Below are 15,703 nucleotides of genomic sequence, written 5' to 3'. Positions count from 1 at the left end.
CCCCACCAGTACCTCCAGAATCCCAAATTCAACAAGATCTAGGTGGAATCTTACTTGGCCAGGAGATACAAAGCACTCAACTGCCCCAGAATACCGCTCAAGTCTTTTACTTTCCCGGCATTGAAATCATCCGTCAGCAAATCAGTACCGCTTTTGATCAGGGAGATTACAACAGTGCTATCAAACTGCTGCAGCAGCTTTATTCCTTTGAGTTTGGTGAGTACTTTAGTGAATTTTTGAGTACTCCCGGCCAAGAGGGACTACAGTTCCTTGACATTGATCAAATCAAGGAATTATTGGGGCGTATAGCTCAAGAAACAGGTCAAAAACCTGCGCTGACCCATGTCTTTTGGCGACCCAACCAGTTAGATATATTCATTATCACGCCTCAAGGGGAACCGATTTATCAATCCGTTCGAGTACCCCAAGAAGTCGTGCGCCGCGTCATTGCTGCTTTTAACCGCGAAGTGCGAGATCCAACAAAAACCAATAGCCAATCCTATCTGCCCTTCGCGCAGCAGCTCTACCAATTGATCATGGGTAGCGTTGATACTGAATTGCAAGCACGAGGCATTAATACACTGGTTTTTGCCCTTGATCAAGGGTTACGGAGTGTGCCGATCGCTGCTTTGCACACGGGGTCAAATCTTATTTCCTCGACAGTTAGTGATAGTCCAATAGGTCGTAATGGTCAGTTTCTAGTGGAACGCTATAACCTGGGTCTCATTCCGAGTATTAACTTGGTGGATACCCGCTACCAACCGTTGCAAAATGCCTCGGTATTGGCAATAGGCGCCTCCAAGTTCACAGATCAAAGTCCTTTGCCAGCAGTTCCCATCGAGCTACAAACAATTACTCAACTGGTAGGTCAAGGGCAAGTATTCCTCAATGAAGCTTTTACGGTCTCAAACTTGGAAACCCAGCGGCGGCGCAGTCTCTATCCTATCCTGCATCTGGCGACCCATGCTGAATTTAATGTAGGTAAGCCACAAAATTCCTATATTCAGTTTTGGGATAGGCGGCTTTCAATGGCTGAATTAGGGCAGTTGCGTTTATTCAAGCCACCCACAGAGCTAATGACGCTGAGTGCCTGTCGCACAGCAGTAGGAGATGCCAATGCAGAACTTGGGTTTGCTGGACTGTCACTCCAAGCAGGTGTGAAGAGTTCGGTTGCCAGCCTTTGGTATGTCAGTGATGAAGGAACACTAGCCTTGATGACGGCATTTTATGACCAGTTGAGAACTGCTCCGATTAAGGCAGAGGCTTTGCGACAGGCGCAGCTTGCCATGATCCGCGGGCAGGTTGTGATTGAGGAGAATCATCTGCGCAGTGCTGGACTGCGGGGAGGGCTTTCGATTCCTTTGCCCCAAGAAGTTCAACCTGGGGGTGGGCGTCTACTTTCCCATCCATACTTTTGGGCAGCATTTACGATGATTGGCAGTCCTTGGTAGCTCTGGGGGGCAATTTCTGCTTGACCGTTTGGGATTACCCATCCGTGAGAACACGGGTACTGGGGCTGAGTTTGGTTGTTGGTGGATTGATGGCACTGGGGAGAGTTTGCATCAGGGTTGCCATTTCCAGGGCATTGAGGGCATATTCCCAACCTTTATTGCTTTTGATGCCAGCGCGCTCAAGGGCCTGTTGCATCGTATCAGTCGTGAGAATGCCGTAGATAATGGGCACACCGGTTTGCATAGAGGCAGTGGCAATACCTTTGGTGACTTCAGCAGCCACATAATCAAAGTGGGGGGTTTGGCCACGGATGATTGCCCCCAGACAAATAATGGCAGCATAGCGACGACTGGCCGCCAGTTGAGCTGCCACAAGGGGGATTTCAAAACTACCAGGTACCCAAGCATAGTCCACTTGAGAACCGTGGGGATTGGGATCAATGCCATGACGACGCAGACAATCTTGGCAACCCTCTAGCAGCTTGGTTGTAATCAGATCATTGAAACGGGAAATCACAATGCCAAAGCGAGGCGTTCCCAGAACTTGATAGGTGCCTTCAAAAACAGCCATAGGTGGAGGTGCCAAATCTTACCCAAAAGAGTATAACCTGCAACGGCCTAGGAGGAGCGATCGCCTTGCTCCACGAGGAAGTCTTGGGACTGCCACTGCTGCACAATACTGGTTAACTTGGTAACAAATGGGTCAGAAACTGAATCGGGGTGGAATTCACTGATTCTGGTATTGCTGGGTGTCTCTAAAAGGCGAGAAGGAGGAGGTTCCGGCACACTAACGGGCAATGACTGGCAGATAATGGCTTCAAACTCACTGTTGAAGTGATAAATTGGTTGCTCACGCCGTTGCCACAGCTCTAAAATTTGCTCTACAGAGATGGCTTTATAACGCCCCAGATAAAGGGCTTCAATGAGTGCGAGGCGAATCCAGCGGGGAGGAAAATGACGCAACCAGCGATCTAAGATGACCTCAACTGAGGAGCCATCCAAATCAAACCCATACTGGCGTAGCAGGCGATCGGCAGCCTGAATGGCGGCATTGTTGCCAATGTGTGCCATGCACCAATGTTGCACTCCTGTGATTATGGTGCCTCTATGATGCCATAAGTTTTCCAAGGTCGCAGCAGCAAAGAGCGTAACCCTGATATTGTAGAAAAGCAAACCCTAGTGCTTTTCACTTCACAAGGACATCATGGTGACTGCGCCTCCTTCTGAGCAGTTGATTGAAGATGCCCCGCTAATGATCGCTGGGCGGCAATTTCGTTCACGTCTGATGACTGGTACGGGTAAGTATCGTTCCATTGCAGATCTGCAGGCCAGTGTTGCCGCAAGCGGTTGCGAAATTGTTACGGTAGCCGTACGTCGCGTTCAAACCAATGCCCCGGGTCATGAAGGACTTGTGGATGCCCTTGACTGGAGTAAAATCTGGCTACTGCCCAACACCGCTGGCTGCCAAACCGCTGAGGAGGCGATTCGCGTTGCCCGTTTAGGCCGAGAAATGGCCAAGCTCTTGGGTCAAGAAGATAACAACTTTGTCAAACTTGAGGTGATTCCGGATCCTAAGTATCTGTTGCCCGACCCCTTTGGCACCTTAGTTGCAGCTGAGCAACTGGTCAAAGAAGGGTTTGCAGTTCTTCCCTACATCAATGCAGATCCCCTGCTGGCCAAACGCCTTGAGGAAGTGGGCTGTGTCACCGTAATGCCTTTGGCTTCCCCCATTGGCTCAGGGCAAGGTTTGCGCAATGCTGCCAATATCCAAATTATTATTGATCAAGCCAGTGTTCCGGTTGTGGTGGATGCGGGGATTGGCACGCCCAGTGAGGCTGCCGCTGCCATGGAATTGGGAGCCGATGCTCTGTTGATTAATACGGCGATCGCCCAAGCGGGAAATGCCCCAGCAATGGCCAAAGCCATGGCACTTGCAACCACTGCTGGCCGCCTTGCCTACTTAGCGGGGCGCATTCCCGTCAAAGCCTATGCCAGTGCCAGTTCACCCCTAAGTGGCACCATTACGGCTAGATCATGAGTCTTGTGCTCATTCTTCTCACCCTGCTGAGCTGTACAGGGGCCCTTTTCTATATTGTTGCAGGGGCACTCACTTGGCAATTTTTCACAAATCTCAGAAAGGAGAAAACCGCCCCCCTAGAGACCTTGCCCGCAGTCTCGATCTTGGTGCCTGTGTGTGGCTTAGAGGCAAGGGCATGGCAAAATTGGTCCTCGCTGTGTGAGCAAAACTACCCCGTTTACGAAGTTCTCTTTGGTGTGCAAAACCCCAATGATCCTGCTATACCCGTCCTGCAGGCAATTTGTGAAACCTATCCCCACCGTGCCCGTTGGTATTTTTGTAGCCAAATTCGTGGCGTCAACCTAAAGACCAGCAACGTATCGCAACTATTTGCCCATGCGCGCTATGGCGTGGTTGTGGAAACAGATAGTGACGTGCGGGTTCGATCCAATTACCTAGCCACCCTAACCCAACCGTTAGCGGATCCGGAGGTGGGAGTCGTTACCTGCGGTTACATCGATCACCAGCCCCAAAGGTTAGGAGCCGCCTTTGTCGCCCTGGGGCGGTGTCTGGACTTTATTCCTAGTGTGCTGGTTGCGCGGCGCCTAGATGGGGGACTGCGTTTTGCCATTGGACCTACAGTGCTGTTGCGGCGGGAGGTTCTAGAAAAAATTGGCGGTTTTGAGATTGCCCTCAATCGTGTTGGTGAAGATTATCAATTGGGATATGCGGCTTGGCGGGCGGGGTACCGGGTGGAGTTATCCACCTATATCCTTGACAATGACTGTGGCAATGATTCCTTTCTCAAGGCTGTCCAACGGGAACTGCGCTGGTCTCGCAGTATTCGCAGCAATCGCGGCAATCAGTATTTTGGCATAGTGTTGACGTTTGGCACTGTCTATAGTGCCCTGCTGTGGGGTCTGTTTCCAACACCTTGGACCTTAGGGCTCTTTTTGACGGTGCAGGGGATTCGCTGGTTGCAGGCCGTGATCAGCATTGTTTTGATGGGCACGCCACGGCTGCTGTTGTGGTTGTGGCTATTGCCTCTGCGGGATGTGATGAGTTTCCTGATTTGGTTGGGGGGCTGTTTTGGTAATCGCATCTACTGGCGCGGTCGTTGGTTACGCCTGGATCGGCATGGTCAATTGCAAGAAATTGTTAAGGATTCTCAAGAGTCCTAAAGCTCGCTTGTTAAAATAGCTGCACTGTAACGCTGAATTGAGGTTTGTTTCGATGCGCTATACCACCGATGAGGGCGGTCGCCTCAACAACTTTGCCATTGAACCCAAGGTCTATCAAGCGCAGCCTTGGACACCTCAGCAAAAAGTACGGGCAGCCCTGTTGGTTGGGGGTGGATTGCTCTTAGTGGCTGGCTTGGTGGCGATCGCTATCGGAGTGAGCTAATCTGCTTTGTCTTGGCTTTGATACGAGTGATGCTACACTGGTGGCCGGTCTCTATGATCTGGAGGCGGATCAACTGCTAGAGGTGAAAACATGGCCCTTGGGTCGAGAACTGGCCAGCCAACTTCACCCCTGCCTTGGGGAACTCATGGGTCGTTACACTTGGGCTAAACTGGGGGCGATCGCCATTGGCTGTGGTCCGGGCAGCTTTACGGGAACGCGGTTGGGGGTCGTCACTGCCCGCATACTGGCCCAACAATTGGAAGTCCCTCTTTTGGGTCTGTCTAGTCTGGGCACAATGGCCTGGCACTATCGCAACGCACTCCTAGAAGAGGATGGGATCGTGTCACGCCGCGCCCAGCAGGGGCATCAATACCTTGGCATTTATCGCTATCAGGGAGGGCGTCTCCACGCCCTTTGGGGCGATCGCCTGGTCACAGACAGCGAGGCAGAGGTGCTCCTAGCCACTTGGCCCCACCCCTCCAAACACCTGCGCCCTCCCCATCTCAGCGACTATGGCCGGGCTTTGCTGACATGGGCAGCCCAACAGTGGCACGATACACTAAGGGCAGGGGAAAAATTCCCCCACTGGTCAAGCGTGGTGCCCCTCTATGGCAAATAACTGGGAACTTGGTCGCTTTCTCGATACACTGCGCTTTTTTCAAACCTTACCTTTTGTAGGAACGCTGGAGCCTCTGCGCCCCGTGCTGTCCCCCCTTTTACCGGATCTCTTCAAGCCGCCCGCCTATCGGGGCAGTGGCCTGGTGGTGGTTATGGGGGCAACGGGTCGAACCGGTCAAGCCGTGGTGAAAACCCTCTTGGGTCAAGGCTATGCTGTGCGGGCAGTGGTGCGCGATCGCGCCAAGGCTGAAAGTGGGCTTCCCCCAGACCCCTTTTTAGAGATTGTCGTTGCCGATGTGACTCAGCCCTTGCCTGCGGATCTCCTGCAGGGGAGTCGAGCGGTGATCAACTGTGTCGGGGCAAAGGTACAGCCCAATCCCAACGCGCCACCTCCGGGCCTTGAAATTGTCGGTGCTAGCCCAGAGGCCGTTGAATTTGAGGGGATGCGGCATCTGTTGGAACGTGCCCAACCCTATTTTCAAAGTCAACCCAACACCTATCCTCTCTTTGACTATCGCTATCCCACGCCGCCTCTGAAGGAAGTTTGGGGTGCCCTTGATGATGTGGTCATGGGCGGCGTCAGTGCCAGCCAGTTTTACCTCAAGGATCACAGTGCTCTCTTCACAGGGGTGGTTTCTACAGAAAATTCTGGGGGCTTTGTCTCGATTCGCACCCGCAACCTCACCCCACCGCTCAATTTCCAAGGATATACGGGCATTCAACTACGGGTTCGCGGCGATGGCCAGCGCTATAAATTTTTCCTACGCAGTGACCCCGCTTGGGATGGCGTCGGCTATGCCATCTCTTTTGATACGGCGGCCGATCAGTGGATCACGGTTGAGTTGCCCTTTAGCCACTTTATCCCTGTATTTCGGGCACGCACGGCCACCAATGCCCCGCCGCTGAATGTGGGGCAAATTTACTCACTGCAACTGATGCTGAGCAAGTTTGAGTATGACGGTGCCCTCAACCCTCACTTTCGCCCCGGCTCCTTCAGGCTTGAGATAGAGTTCATCCAAGCCTATGGGGGCTTGCCCTTACCTCGCATTATTCAGGTCAGTTCTGCCGGGGTTACCCGTCCGCAGCAAGCAAATCTTGATGTTAAGGGACAGCCCTTGGCGGTTCAATACAACAAACAATTGGGGGGCCTCCTGACGTGGAAACTAGCAGCGGAAAATATGCTGCGCCAAAGTGGTCTTCCCTATACGATTGTCCGTCCCTGTGGTCTGACGGATCAGCCCGGCGGCAAAGAACTGCGCCTGGATCAAGGCGATCGCCTGACGGGTTTTCTGAGTCGTGAAGATTTAGCTGCATTTCTGGCCAGTTTGTTAAACTTGCCCGTGGCCTGCTATCGCACTGTGGAAGTGGTAGCCACCGATCAAGCAGCAGAGGCCTATCCCAATTGGGCAGTCCGCCTTGCCCAACTTGCCAGCGATCGTCCCTAGGAGACAGGGTCAAATGGTGCGGTTTCTGCATGTTGCCGATGTCCACCTGGGCTACAACAAATATCGCCAAGACAACCCCAGCCGCATGCTGGACTTTTTCCGTGCCTTTGACAGTGCCTTGGAAACCTACGCCATCGAGGCACGGGTCGACTTTGTTCTGATTGCCGGTGATCTCTTTGAGGAGCGGATGATTACCCCCGGCATTCTCAATCAGGCGGAATACGTCCTTGATAAGGTGCGATCGGCGGGAATTCCAGTGCTCGCCATTGAGGGCAACCACGACAACTGCCCCTACGGTGTCAAGTCCAATTGGCTACGCTACCTCTGCGAAAAGGACTACCTCTATCTTTTGGAACCCGACGAGACAGGTGCTCTCCAGCCCTGGGATACAGAAACAGTGCGGGGTGGGTATATTGATCTTCCCTGTGGTGTGCGCGTAATTGGTTCCCAGTGGTATGGTGCCAGTGCCCCCCGGGCCATTCAACAGCTTGCTAGCCAAATTCAGGCACTGCCCCCCGCTGCTGGTGCGACGATTTTGCTCTTTCACCACGGTCTTGAGGGGCAAGTCTCCCGCTACCAAGGGGCATTGCGCTACAACGAACTCCTACCCCTGCGCCAAGCGGGTGTGGATTACCTGGCCTTAGGGCATATCCATCGCCACTATGCCGTTGAGGACTGGATCTTTAATCCCGGCTCCGTTGAGGCCAATTCGATTCAGGAAAATCAGCAGCAAAATCCACGGGGAGTACTGTTGGTCAGCCTTGATCAGGGACCACCCCAGGCGGAACTCAAGCGCGACTATTGGCAGCGTCCCATCCATCGCTACACCCTTACTCTCACCCCCAGTGACACCGTGAGCCAGGTGGAGAGCCGACTCCAGCAATTGGTGCAGCGGCATCAGTCAGACATGGCAGAGGCGATTGTTGAAGTCAGCCTCAAAGGAGAAGTGGGCTTTGAGCGCGGTGAGTTGTCTGTGCGATCGCTCCAAGGGCAACTACAAGAGGCAGCTAAGGCTTTTATTTTTCGACTGGGGTTTGCCGCAACCCCTGTGGCCTATGAAACCTACCGTGATGCAACGGCTGAGCCACCCCCTCGCGCCCAGATCGAAGAACAGGTGTTTACAGATTTGCTGGCCAGTGTCGCAGAGTATCGCGATCGCGCCCAACCTTTGGCCAAGGCACTCATGCGCATGAAGGAGGATCTCCTTCAACCCAATGCCAATATTCCTGACCTCTACGAGTGGCTGGCAAGTCTCTCCCTAGGGAGCTAGGGCTGGGATGGCCAGGGAAGGAGGGGTTGATTCGCCACATTGGTCAACTGGACAGGGGCAGACGGTAAGAGGGCTTGCCATTTTTGCTGGAGTTGGGCATTCTCCGGCTGCGCTAGGCGTTGTTGAGCAAGTTGATTGAGGGGGCATCGTACCAGTAGCCTGCCACGGCAAAGGCATCCGCTACATCTTTAGCTTGGACAATTCGCTGCTGTTGGCTGAGGGATAAGGGCACCGGTCGCAACCAGCTGACAGTTTTGAGGGCCGTGGTGCCATTGGTGCAAGTGAGAGTCAGTTGCCACTGGTCATCCACACCGTTTTTGAGGGAGACATTCTCCACGGGCCAGCCAATAATGCCCGCTGCTGTGGGGGCAGGACGCTCTTGGCGATAGACTTCTGTACCTTGGGGATCCCGCAGGGTCAGGGTTAGGGCGGCTCCCCTATTGGCGGGAATGAAGCTATAGAGGGCGGGGGTGGATGTGCTGCTGAGGCCATTGTTATCCTTGGGCACGAGGGCAACCACGGTTTGCTTTGGCTCAGTCAGACACCTTTCGGTACTACCGGTACTCTCCCGCAGCAGCATGGGACGGGCAATTCGCGTTGCGGCTCCCTCACGATTACCGGGGCGGCCAATGTTTGCAGGTGGACGATAACTTGCCCAAGAGGCATGGGCGATCGCTCCAATCATGCCCACTGCCAAACTGAGGAGCACAGCAATGGGGCGGCTCCCCCCTTGAATCGCCATATCACTCAATCCTCGCAATTGAACAGGCAATGAATAGGAACTCACTTGCCCCAGGGCTGCAGCGATCCAGCGCTACAGACCTGTGACCCTTTCTTGGCAAAGTTAGAGTTTGTTAGCGTAGCTACCGGATAGTCTTTTTTTGGGTTTTTGGGCTCGTGAATTCCACAACAGCTAAATCTGTATCGGCTCTGTATCGGCAAAAATTTAATCCTATTGAAATCAACGGCGTAGGCCTCCTGATAGGAATCGCACGGTAATTATCCCTACAATTGACAACGTGCTTTGCGGTAAGCACATCGTAGGTCGAACCAGAGCGGCAAATAAGGGCATGAGAACCGTGAGAACCATGGGTAGTTCATCATACTTCCTAGCTGTCAACACCGATAGAACGATTTTAAGGGGCAAATTGTTGCAGTGCCAGTGATGATGACCAGTGACTTGTTGTGCATTGGGTCAAATTCCATGTGATGATATTTAGGCTGCCAGGTGGAATGTGAGAAAAGCAATCACCTGATCTAGCCCAAGGCCAGTTTTCAAGTTTGTCATCACATAGGGGCGATCGCCCCGCATTTTTAGGGTGTCCCGTTTCATCACCTCTAAATCAGCACCCACATAGGGGGCAAGATCAATTTTATTAATCACCAATAAATCCGACTTGGTAATGCCAGGCCCGCCCTTGCGAGGAATTTTATCGCCAGCAGCCACGTCAATCACGTAAATCGTTAAATCCACCAGTTCCGGGCTAAATGTCGCAGCCAAATTATCGCCGCCACTCTCAACAAAAATCAGATCCAAAGGCTGAAGAGCTGTTTCCAATTGCTGAATGGCCGCTAGGTTGAGGGAAACATCTTCCCGAATGGCGGTGTGGGGACATCCCCCCGTTTCAACGCCAAGAATTCGCTCTGGGGGAAGGGCTTGGGAACGCACCAAAAACTGAGCGTCCTCTTGGGTGTAAATATCATTAGTCACGACCCCGAGGCGATAGCGATCGCGCAAGGCTTTACAAAGAGCATCCACAAGAGCGGTTTTACCTGAACCCACGGGCCCTGCCACACCGACTCGCAATACTGTCTCCATGTTCTCAATCCTTCTCAATGCGATAGCCCAACTCCGCTAAGCGCAACCGATCCTGTCGCCAGCGGGGGCGCACCTTGACAAACAGTTCTAGATAGATCTTGCCACCAATGAGGGTTTCAATTTCTTGGCGGGCAGCGGTGCCAATTTGTTTGAGCAACTGACCCCCTTGGCCAATAATGATAGCCTTTTGCGTTGGACGCTCCACATAAATCACCGCGTGCACATGAGTGAGGTTGCGCACCTGCTGCACCTGTTCAATTGTTACGGCTACTGAATGGGGGACTTCCTCGCGGGTGTGGTGCAAAATTTGTTCACGGATTAATTCTGCCATGATGAATCGCTCCGGCTGATCGGTAACCATGTCCGGTGGATAGTAATAGGGACCAAGGGGCAACTGCGCCGCGATCGCCGATTGCAGCAAACCAACTCCCTCTCCAGTCAGTGCTGAGCAGGGATAGGCCGGCCAAGGGCCAAGGGTTTGATAGTCCTGTTGCCGCTGTTCTCGCTCCGCTGCTGGCAGCAGGTCAATTTTATTGATGGCCATAAGAACGGGCGATGGAGTCGTTGTCAGGAGATCCGCCACGTAGCGATCGCCCCGACCCGGCGGACTAGCAGCATCCACCACAAAGACAATCGCATCCACCCGCTTGAGAACACCTTTGGCATTGTGCACCAGCACTTCCCCAAGGCGATGGTGGGGCTTATGGATGCCCGGTGTGTCCACAAAGATAAATTGCGCTGTTGCCGTTGTCAGAATGCCCCGTAAGCGGTTGCGGGTGGTTTGCGCCACAGGGGAGGTAATGGCTACCTTTTGTCCCAGCAGATGGTTGAAGAGCGTGGACTTACCGACATTGGGACGACCCACTAAGGCCACAAAGCCAGAGCGAAAGCCCACCGGGGCCACAGGAATACTGGAAATCGGTTCCACGGTAACGCCCTAGGGATTGGCGGGTATGGGTTGGTCGTTAGCCGGCGGCGAGGGGAGGGGGGTAGGGCGGGTCTCCGTGCTGAGCACCGGCTGTTCAACGGGTTGAGTGGCCAAGGCCACCCGATTGCCCCCTAGGGATCGCAGAAGATCCAAGACTTGGATGACTTCGTTATAGCTGACCACCTGCGACGCCCGCAAAATTACCATGCCCTGGGGATTGGTTTTCAAGTATGTGGCCAAGCGTTGATAGAGTTCACTGCGGTCGACTGGGTCTTTATCCACAAAGAGTTGCCCTGCCGGATCAATGCTCACCACCAGCATCTTTTGCGACTGGGCTTGACTGGTGCTGGCTTGGGGCAGATTCAACGTAATCGCCTGCTGCCGCGTCAGACTCACCGCCGCCAAAATAAAGAACGTGAGAATACAAAAGACCACATCAATCAGGGGCAGCATTTCAATGCGGACATTGTCACTTTCAGTGGGCAAATGAATCTTCACGGTCATGCCTCAACCACGTTGCCTTAATGATAAAACTCTAAGCAAACACAGTAGGATTAAAAAGTTTCTCACCTATGCAGTTATGACCAGTGCAACGCCCCAGCCCGGGCAACTCATTGTGATTACTGGCCCCAGTGGTGTCGGCAAAGGAACGCTCCTACGGCAACTGCGGCAACGCCATCCCGAACTGGCATTTTCGGTTTCGGCCACGACCCGGCCGCCGCGTCCCACAGAGGTTGAAGGGGTGGATTACTATTTTGTCTCTGTAGAAGAATTTAAGGCCATGATTGCCGCTGGGCAACTCTTGGAATGGGCGGAGTTTGCAGGTCATTACTACGGCACACCGCGCCACCCCCTGGTTCAACTCATTGCCCAAGGGAAAACGGTGATCCTCGAAATTGAACTGCAAGGGGCACGTCAAGTGCGCCAATCCTATCCCCAAGCGCGTCACATCTTTATTTTGCCGCCATCTTTAGCAGAACTGGAACACCGCCTGCGCAGCCGTGGCCAAGACAGTGAGGAGGCGATCGCCCGCCGTTTAGCTCAAGCGGAAACTGAAATTGCTGCTGCCCCAGAATTTGATGTGCAAATTGTCAATGATGATCTAGAAAAAAGCCTGATTGCCCTTGAAACGGCCATTTTTAGCCCAGCGCCCTAAGGCTGTGCCCGCACAATTCCGAGGTAAAGTTCTCCCACTTTGGGGTCATTGAGTAATTCGCTGCCCAGTCCTTCATAGCGCTCTTTACCCATTTCTAAGACGTACCCGCGATCGCTCATGGCAAGGGCTTTCCGGGCGTTTTGCTCCACGAGAATAATAGCGGTGCCCTGGGCATTAATTTCTTTGATTTTGGCAAAGACATCATTGACCAGCGCTGGGGAAAGAGCAGCAGAGGGCTCATCCAAGACCATAATTTGGGGATCCAGCATCATGGCGCGTCCCATGGCCAACATTTGCCGTTCGCCCCCGGAAAGGGTACCGGCCCGTTGCTGTCGCCGCTCCGCCAGGCGGGGAAAGGTGTCATAGACCCGTTCTTTGAGGGCCTTGAGGTTGCCGGTTTTGGTAAAGGCCCCCATCTCCAGATTTTCTTCAATGGTGAGTGAGCGGAACACATTGGCAATTTGCGGCACGTAGCCAATACCTTTTTTGACAATTTCGTGAGGCCGCAGGTAGGTGATATCTTCTCCGGCGAGGGTAATTGTGCCAAGGCGGGGCGTCAGCAAACCAGCGATGGTTTTTGCTAATGTGGACTTTCCCGCGCCATTGGGGCCAATGACAGCCACGAGCTCCCCGGCTTCGAGGCGAAAATTAACCCCCCGTAAAATATCCACATCGGGAATATAGCCGGCATAGACATCAGTGACTTGGAGCAAGCTCATGGGGCAAACCAAATGGCCAGAGGGTCAACATCCTAGTATAGAGGCTTCCCCCTGCGGCGGCGATGGCGTGCCCAACGGCGGTCGATCAAGCATCTCTAGACAAAAATATTCTCTCTGCTCCAAGATTTTAGCAAGGCCCGACGCTGTCAGCCCTAGGACAGTTGCGGGTAGATTTAGAGGTGCTTGAATTTGCTGGAAACCCGGTCCTAGAGAGAGATTACGCCCCGAGCAACCGCGGATCTAAAATTAAAATTTTACAAAAACAAAGTAATGATCTGGACTAGATGCTTGCAAAGGGATTGTGCTTATAGTAGTCCCAGCCTACCGCCTAGGGGGGTCTGTGCAGGGAGTCTTTCCCAGCTGAAAATGGAGCCACCAGTGCTGGAGGGGTTGGCAATGACTCCCCCTTGAGGGGGTTCTTTGGCGGTGGAGTTGATGGAGTACAATAGGGGCGTTATTTCGTCCTGAGATGGTTTCCCAGCCAGCCAAAACATGAAAGCCATTGCCATCACTGAGTTTGGCGAGCCCGATGTTTTAGTGCTACGGGAGGTGCCCGAGCCGCAGATTGAAGCTGCCGATGAGGTGAAAATTCAACTGCGGGCAGCCAGTGTCAACCCCATTGATACTAAGCTACGACAGCGGGGCACGTTTTTTCCCGATCGCCGGCCAGCGATTCTCGGCTGTGATGGTGCCGGTGTAGTGGTGGCTGTGGGTGCGGCAGTACAGCGCTTTCGCATAGGGGATGAAGTCTATTTCTGCTATGGCGGCTTGGGCGATCGCGGCGGCTGTTACGCCGAGTATGCAGTTGTGCCGGAAGCTGCTGTTGCCCACAAGCCCAAAACCCTCTCCTTTATTCAGGCAGCCGCTTTGCCCTTGGCCGTCATTACCGCTTGGGAAGCTTTGGGCGATCGCGGGGCAGTCCCAGCGTTGAATGTCCTCTCTACCGCAAAAACCGTTCTCATTCACGCCGGCGCGGGCGGGGTGGGGCATCTGGCCATTCAATTAGCGCAGCGCGCAGGTGCGCAAGTGGCCACCACCATCAGTTCGCCAGCAAAAGCTCAATTTACAGAAGCTTTGGGGGCAACCCTCGCCATTAACTACACAACAACCGACTGGGTGCAAGCGGTTTTAGATTGGACCGACGGCAAGGGGGTTGATCTTGCCCTTGATACCGTTGGGGGTGCCACCTTTGCCGAGACCTTCAAGGCGGTGCGTCCCTACGGCACCCTCGCCACCCTCTTGGAACCCGCAGCCGATACCCCATGGAAAATTGCCCGCCAACGCAACCTCTTGATTCAGCTCACGCTGATGCTCACCCCTCAACTCATGGGCCTGCGGGAGGCCCTTGCCCATCAAGGCAAAATCCTAGAGCAGGTGGCCAGCCTTGTGGATCGCGGCGAGCTCCGGGTTGTTGTGGATAAAACCTTTCCCCTCGGTGCTGCCGCCGATGCCCACCGCTATCTCAGCCAACGCTTGGTGCAGGGGAAGGTGGTACTCATCCCCTAATTGGGAATTTTCCTATGGTTGCTCAAATCCTTGCCGCCCTCCCCAGCCACAGGCTTCCCAGCGTTCTCCATCGGGTTTACCCCATTTTTAACGGGTTTTAACGGGTGCCTCAGCTATTGCGGCCGCCGGTTTGCAGGAAAAGTGGCACTACTGTAGCCCCACTATTCACTAACTTATTCTGGTAACTTATTCTGGCTGAGAGGAGGGATACAATTCCGGCGGCATTGGCTCTGGTTTAAGGCTCATGGTTTGCCGGCGATCGCCCCGTTGAATCTCCAAAGTAATTTTCTCCCCGAGTTTCGTTTGCTCAACAACGCTTTGTACTTGTTGCGGGGTGGGTTGGTTAATGTCGTTAACTTTGGCAATCCAATCTCCCGCTTGCAGACCCGCTTTTGCCGCTGGCGAATTGGGGGCAACGCCAATGATCAGAGTGCCTTGGGTTCGGTTCAAGGTCCAGTTGGGCTGTTGTTCACGGATTTGTAGTGCCAGTTCTGGAGTTAGGGGCACCATGCGAATGCCTAAGTAGAGGTGCTGAGCGCCACCCGTGGTAATAATTTGCTCAGCAATGCGATAGGCCGTATTGATGGGAATGGCAAAGCCAAGGCCCTGCGCTTGGGAAATCACCGCCGTATTGACCCCCACCACTTGACCGGCGGCATTCAGGAGTGGCCCCCCGGAATTTCCCGGATTAATGGCTGCATCCGTTTGAATGAAGCTCACGCGCTTATCGGCAGCACCAATTTCACTACTGGCACGCCCCATGGCACTGATAATCCCAGCAGTGACGGTGTTACTCAGCCCCAAGGGGTTGCCGATGGCGATCGCCCACTCACCGGGCTTCAAGGTGTCGGAATTCCCCAGTTGAACCGTGGGCAGATTCCTGGCATTAATTTGCACCACCGCCACATCCGTCAGGGAATCAGCACCCAGCACCTTGCCATCGTACTGGCGACCATCGGGAAGCGTGACTCGCACGGCACTAGCCCCTTCCACCACATGGGCATTGGTCATGATTTTGCCATCGGGCGTAAAGATAAACCCAGAGCCTTGACCTTGGCGCACCGGCACATCTGGCATTAGGAAAGGATCGAGAAAACGATCCTCCCCACTGCGGCCCAGTCGTAGAGTATCAATACTCACCACCGCTGGCCCCGCCTCAGCAACCACCTTGGCAATGAAATTCTCGCTCGCATTGGGTCGCTCCATGGGGGCAAGGGGAGGCAGAGACGCCTCTGTCTTGGGGGTGGAGGGGGTGCGATCGGGCAAACGCAATGAACACGCCGTTAGGGCGCCAAGGGCGATCGCCATCCCAACCAAACTCAACTGCCTGCGAACCATACTTAACTCAACTCGGCATCAGATCCACTCTA

The 15,703-nt window shown here is 53.9% G+C and carries 18 protein-coding genes; 9 read left to right on the top strand and 9 right to left on the bottom strand.

Features of this window, described 5'->3' with window-relative positions:
- On the top strand, nucleotides 1–1,451 hold a 1,451-nt coding region (locus tag IGQ16_RS01410; RefSeq protein WP_297059956.1), incomplete at its 5' end, for a CHAT domain-containing protein.
- Nucleotides 1,452–1,485: 34 nt separating this feature from the next.
- Here IGQ16_RS01410 and ribH read toward each other — a convergent pair.
- Both ribH and IGQ16_RS01400 read right to left on the bottom strand, forming a co-directional pair.
- Complete coding sequence (gene ribH / locus IGQ16_RS01405) at nucleotides 1,486–2,022, bottom strand: 6,7-dimethyl-8-ribityllumazine synthase (RefSeq protein ID WP_024125551.1); 537 nt, start codon at nucleotides 2,020–2,022, stop codon at nucleotides 1,486–1,488.
- Nucleotides 2,023–2,069: 47 nt separating this feature from the next.
- Nucleotides 2,070–2,522 carry a hypothetical protein gene (locus tag IGQ16_RS01400; protein WP_024125550.1) on the bottom strand — a complete coding sequence of 151 codons (453 nt, stop codon included), beginning with the start codon at nucleotides 2,520–2,522 and terminating at the stop codon, nucleotides 2,070–2,072.
- A gap of 133 nt (nucleotides 2,523–2,655) precedes the next feature.
- Between IGQ16_RS01400 and IGQ16_RS01395 the strand changes: the two genes are divergently transcribed.
- From IGQ16_RS01395 to IGQ16_RS01370, 6 genes are read left to right on the top strand one after another with little or no spacing between them, the layout of a single operon-like run.
- Nucleotides 2,656–3,489: a thiazole synthase gene (locus IGQ16_RS01395; RefSeq protein WP_297059954.1), complete on the top strand. Its 834-nt coding sequence runs from the start codon at nucleotides 2,656–2,658 to the stop codon at nucleotides 3,487–3,489.
- Nucleotides 3,486–4,649 (top strand): glycosyltransferase, encoded by a 1,164-nt coding sequence (locus tag IGQ16_RS01390; protein WP_297059953.1) that lies wholly within the window; start codon nucleotides 3,486–3,488, stop codon nucleotides 4,647–4,649. Before IGQ16_RS01395 ends, IGQ16_RS01390 begins: the two co-directional genes overlap by 4 nt.
- Before the next feature lie 52 nt (nucleotides 4,650–4,701).
- Nucleotides 4,702–4,872, top strand: a complete 171-nt coding sequence (locus IGQ16_RS01385) for a ssl1498 family light-harvesting-like protein (RefSeq protein ID WP_024125547.1) — start codon at nucleotides 4,702–4,704, stop codon at nucleotides 4,870–4,872.
- Nucleotide 4,873: 1 nt separating this feature from the next.
- Nucleotides 4,874–5,491: a tRNA (adenosine(37)-N6)-threonylcarbamoyltransferase complex dimerization subunit type 1 TsaB gene (gene tsaB, locus IGQ16_RS01380; protein WP_297059961.1), complete on the top strand. Its 618-nt coding sequence runs from the start codon at nucleotides 4,874–4,876 to the stop codon at nucleotides 5,489–5,491.
- Nucleotides 5,481–6,935: a CIA30 family protein gene (locus IGQ16_RS01375; RefSeq protein ID WP_024125545.1), complete on the top strand. Its 1,455-nt coding sequence runs from the start codon at nucleotides 5,481–5,483 to the stop codon at nucleotides 6,933–6,935. The genes tsaB and IGQ16_RS01375 overlap by 11 nt, the downstream gene beginning before the upstream one ends.
- A 13-nt stretch (nucleotides 6,936–6,948) precedes the next feature.
- Nucleotides 6,949–8,205 carry a DNA repair exonuclease gene (locus IGQ16_RS01370; protein WP_024125544.1) on the top strand — a complete coding sequence of 419 codons (1,257 nt, stop codon included), beginning with the start codon at nucleotides 6,949–6,951 and terminating at the stop codon, nucleotides 8,203–8,205.
- Here IGQ16_RS01370 and IGQ16_RS11700 read toward each other — a convergent pair.
- The 5 genes from IGQ16_RS11700 to IGQ16_RS01350 form a co-directional block, all read right to left on the bottom strand.
- Nucleotides 8,202–8,360 carry a DUF928 domain-containing protein gene (locus IGQ16_RS11700; protein WP_162147205.1) on the bottom strand — a complete coding sequence of 53 codons (159 nt, stop codon included), beginning with the start codon at nucleotides 8,358–8,360 and terminating at the stop codon, nucleotides 8,202–8,204. The genes IGQ16_RS01370 and IGQ16_RS11700 overlap by 4 nt on opposite strands.
- Nucleotides 8,318–8,947: a DUF928 domain-containing protein gene (locus tag IGQ16_RS01365; protein WP_041429226.1), complete on the bottom strand. Its 630-nt coding sequence runs from the start codon at nucleotides 8,945–8,947 to the stop codon at nucleotides 8,318–8,320. Before IGQ16_RS01365 ends, IGQ16_RS11700 begins: the two co-directional genes overlap by 43 nt.
- Nucleotides 8,948–9,421: 474 nt before the next feature.
- Complete coding sequence (ureG, locus tag IGQ16_RS01360; protein WP_024125543.1) at nucleotides 9,422–10,024, bottom strand: urease accessory protein UreG; 603 nt, start codon at nucleotides 10,022–10,024, stop codon at nucleotides 9,422–9,424.
- Between the two features lie 4 nt (nucleotides 10,025–10,028).
- Entirely contained in the window at nucleotides 10,029–10,952 is a 924-nt protein-coding gene (era, locus tag IGQ16_RS01355) for a GTPase Era (protein WP_024125542.1), read from the bottom strand.
- A 9-nt stretch (nucleotides 10,953–10,961) separates the two neighbouring features.
- On the bottom strand, nucleotides 10,962–11,456 hold the full coding sequence (locus IGQ16_RS01350; protein WP_024125541.1) for a biopolymer transporter ExbD: 495 nt from the start codon (nucleotides 11,454–11,456) through the stop codon (nucleotides 10,962–10,964).
- Between the two features lie 76 nt (nucleotides 11,457–11,532).
- Here IGQ16_RS01350 and gmk point away from each other — a divergent pair, with 76 nt between their 5' ends.
- Entirely contained in the window at nucleotides 11,533–12,108 is a 576-nt protein-coding gene (gene gmk, locus IGQ16_RS01345; RefSeq protein WP_024125540.1) for a guanylate kinase, read from the top strand.
- Here gmk and IGQ16_RS01340 read toward each other — a convergent pair.
- Nucleotides 12,105–12,827: an ABC transporter ATP-binding protein gene (locus IGQ16_RS01340; protein ID WP_024125539.1), complete on the bottom strand. Its 723-nt coding sequence runs from the start codon at nucleotides 12,825–12,827 to the stop codon at nucleotides 12,105–12,107. The genes gmk and IGQ16_RS01340 overlap by 4 nt on opposite strands.
- 492 nt (nucleotides 12,828–13,319) lie before the next feature.
- Between IGQ16_RS01340 and IGQ16_RS01335 the strand changes: the two genes are divergently transcribed.
- The gene (locus IGQ16_RS01335; protein WP_297040935.1) at nucleotides 13,320–14,333 is read left to right on the top strand and encodes a zinc-dependent alcohol dehydrogenase family protein; all 1,014 of its coding nucleotides are present in this window, start codon (nucleotides 13,320–13,322) and stop codon (nucleotides 14,331–14,333) included.
- 186 nt (nucleotides 14,334–14,519) lie between these two features.
- Here the strand turns inward: IGQ16_RS01335 and IGQ16_RS01330 are convergent, their stop codons facing one another.
- Nucleotides 14,520–15,671, bottom strand: a complete 1,152-nt coding sequence (locus tag IGQ16_RS01330; protein ID WP_297059951.1) for a trypsin-like peptidase domain-containing protein — start codon at nucleotides 15,669–15,671, stop codon at nucleotides 14,520–14,522.
- Nucleotides 15,672–15,703: the final 32 nt, after the last annotated feature.

The sequence above is a fragment of the Thermosynechococcus sp. M3746_W2019_013 genome (genome assembly GCF_015296045.1).
Classification (GTDB): Bacteria; Cyanobacteriota; Cyanobacteriia; order Thermosynechococcales; family Thermosynechococcaceae; genus Thermosynechococcus.
This window is presented reverse-complemented; position numbering and strand designations above follow the sequence as displayed.